General features: G+C 61.7%; 2 protein-coding genes and 1 pseudogene. All 3 read right to left on the bottom strand.

What is annotated here, in order from left to right; all coding sequences use genetic code 11:
* Positions 1–125, bottom strand: a pseudogene (locus P775_RS28675) (3'(2'),5'-bisphosphate nucleotidase CysQ); the annotation flags it as partial.
* A gap of 739 nt (positions 126–864) precedes the next feature.
* Positions 865–2,064: a relaxase/mobilization nuclease domain-containing protein gene (locus P775_RS00500; protein ID WP_099909129.1), complete on the bottom strand. Its 1,200-nt coding sequence runs from the start codon at positions 2,062–2,064 to the stop codon at positions 865–867.
* Positions 2,057–2,323 (bottom strand): plasmid mobilization relaxosome protein MobC (mobC, locus tag P775_RS00495; protein ID WP_143520748.1); only part of this gene is annotated, 267 nt, incomplete at its 5' end. The genes mobC and P775_RS00500, both read right to left, overlap by 8 nt.

The raw sequence follows: 2,323 nt of genomic DNA, 5'->3' as shown, positions 1-2,323 counted from the left end.
GCGCATCCGCCGCTTCGTCCGCCGCTGTGACCGGGCTATCATCCGACTTTGTCTTCACGTCAAAATCGTCGGAATCGTAGATCATCCATGATCTTGTCGCCTGCTTCTAATGCCAGTCGGCGCATGATTTGGGTGAGAGTTGCATAGTTCAAAGGCCTGCTCCTTTTTCCGCACAGCAGCACGGATTCAATGGCTTAATAAATTTCAATCTTTTCCTTATGCTGCGACGAAACAGGAGAGGCAAAAATACCCTGCCCGATTGCTGCGGTGCGGCAATGTGCTGTTAGCGTATGTGATACCATTGAGTGCGCCTTAAATCCCTTCAGGGCTACCTGCGCGAGAGGCCGCCAAAATTTTGGGCGTTTTGTTGACGTCCATGCGTTGAATCCAGCGCTGATGTAGGCCGCAAGCGCCTGAACAGGGTCACTACGACCCGCAATGTCAGATTGATTCACCGCTCCGGGGCAACAGCGTCGATGACCCAAATCGGATTAAGGGCTCGGAGCATGGTCGCGACGTATCTGACTCACTCAACAAATCTGGATCGTCCCGCACTGTTGCCGGTTGGGTATCCTTGAATGATGAAGCTGCGGCGAAAGGCATATTTTGCGCGCGGCATCGCAGCATGAAACGTCGCGAGATCTCGTCAGAAGGCTGAGTTTGCCATGTCCTCTTCCTGCGCGTTGCTGCCGGTCGAACGGCCTGCAGCATCATCGAGCGCGTGAGCGGCCTTCCGTGGGTCGGCTTCCGCCAAACTGGCGCCTGAACGTGATCGTGACTGAGTAGCGCCAGCTTGCATGCTCGGATGTTGCGCCCCACCGGACGGCTAAATCTTTTGTGCAATCAATGACGCCGCTGCGCCCTTTAACGCTCCCGATCCTTGCCGCTGCCCCTTTCGCGCTCCCAGGACACCTCTGGCCTTGAATCCCCACGATCCTTCCCGTCGCGCGAGGGCTGAGCCCAGCCCTGCCCGCCCTGATCTAGCGATTGCGCCATCTGCAGGCGTTGTGTGGTGGTATCGGTCAGCCGTGCAGTGAACCGCTGGGTGGCGTCGGCAAGTTCGCGGTCTGCAGGATCGTCAGAGGCCGCCAGAACCCGCGCGGCATTGCCGTAGGTTGTCATTACGCGATTGCGACGCGCCACCAGGGCATCATCCCACGGCTTTTGCGCCAGCCGACCCGCGTTGTCTTTCAACTCGCGCTGCACCTGCCGTTCCTTGCGGGCATCCGCCAGTGGGCGCCTGCCGCGCTGACGGATCTTGTAGACCGGCGTCGCCTCACCCTTGCGGGTCTTGCCACGCGCGTGGCGCGGAGTTGCTTCCGCCTCGATCCCCCGCTGTCGCAGCTTTTCGGCAAAGGTGTCGCGCAGGTGCTGCAGGTCGGCCTTGCGCAGGTTCAGACGCTCTCCGTCCTGACCGATTGTGCGTACCGTCAAATGGACATGGGGATGCTGCGTGTCCGTGTGCAACGCCATGACGTAGTCATGTCGGCCCTTGAACTCCTGCTCTCCCAACGCCCGCACAGCATCTTTCACGGCCTCGCCGTTCACATGGGCTGGCATGGAGAACATCATGCTGGTGGAGATCCGGGTCCGGTCCGTCGCGCGATGGTTGTCACGATCCTCATCATGGCTGTTCATCCACTCGCGGTAGATCGCGGCCACCTCCTGCCCGCCGGTAAAGACCTCGCCCCGGTCATTCTCAACATCGAGTTTCCCGTTGCGGCTGATATAGGCGAGATGCTCGCTGACCCGCAGGGCCTCGGTTGCCCGCGTGACCTTGATGGGATTACCCGACTTGTCGTTCTTCGCCGGACGAGAGACCTTCACCATCACTTCGGGGGTGCCCTTCACCACGCGGGCCAGCCGCGCCTTGTCGGCGGCAGAAATGGACGCCGCGTGGCTCGACCGGGAACCACCTCCTCCGTTTGACGCCTTCGGGCCATCGCTGTCCTGGGGCGCGCCATCAGACACCCCAAAAGACCCGCTCGCGGGGGCTGTGACGGTGCGGGATGTGCGCGGCAACCAGCAATCCTGAAACCCCAGCGTGGTTTTGAACTCACTCATCTGCGGCCTCCAGATCAGCGCCGCTGGTCTGGAACCGGAACCGCCCCCCGGCATAGGCGCTGAGCGCCTTGCGCAAAACCGCAACCTCGTCGCGCAGGGCGGCCACTTCGGCATGTGTCAAGTCGGCCCCTGCCCCGGTCAGCACGCCACGGTTCAGCGCATAGGCGATCTGGTTCACGTTGACCGCCAGACCGCGCAGCTGGCGGAACGCCTTCTGTATCCCCCGCCTCTCGCGGCCCACCGCCTGCGGCGCCTGCCG

Source organism: Puniceibacterium antarcticum, assembly GCF_002760615.1.
In the GTDB taxonomy this organism is placed as follows: Bacteria; Pseudomonadota; Alphaproteobacteria; order Rhodobacterales; family Rhodobacteraceae; genus Puniceibacterium; species Puniceibacterium antarcticum.
The sequence above is the reverse complement of the archived record's forward strand: the minus strand, read 5'-3'. Positions and strand labels throughout refer to the sequence as shown.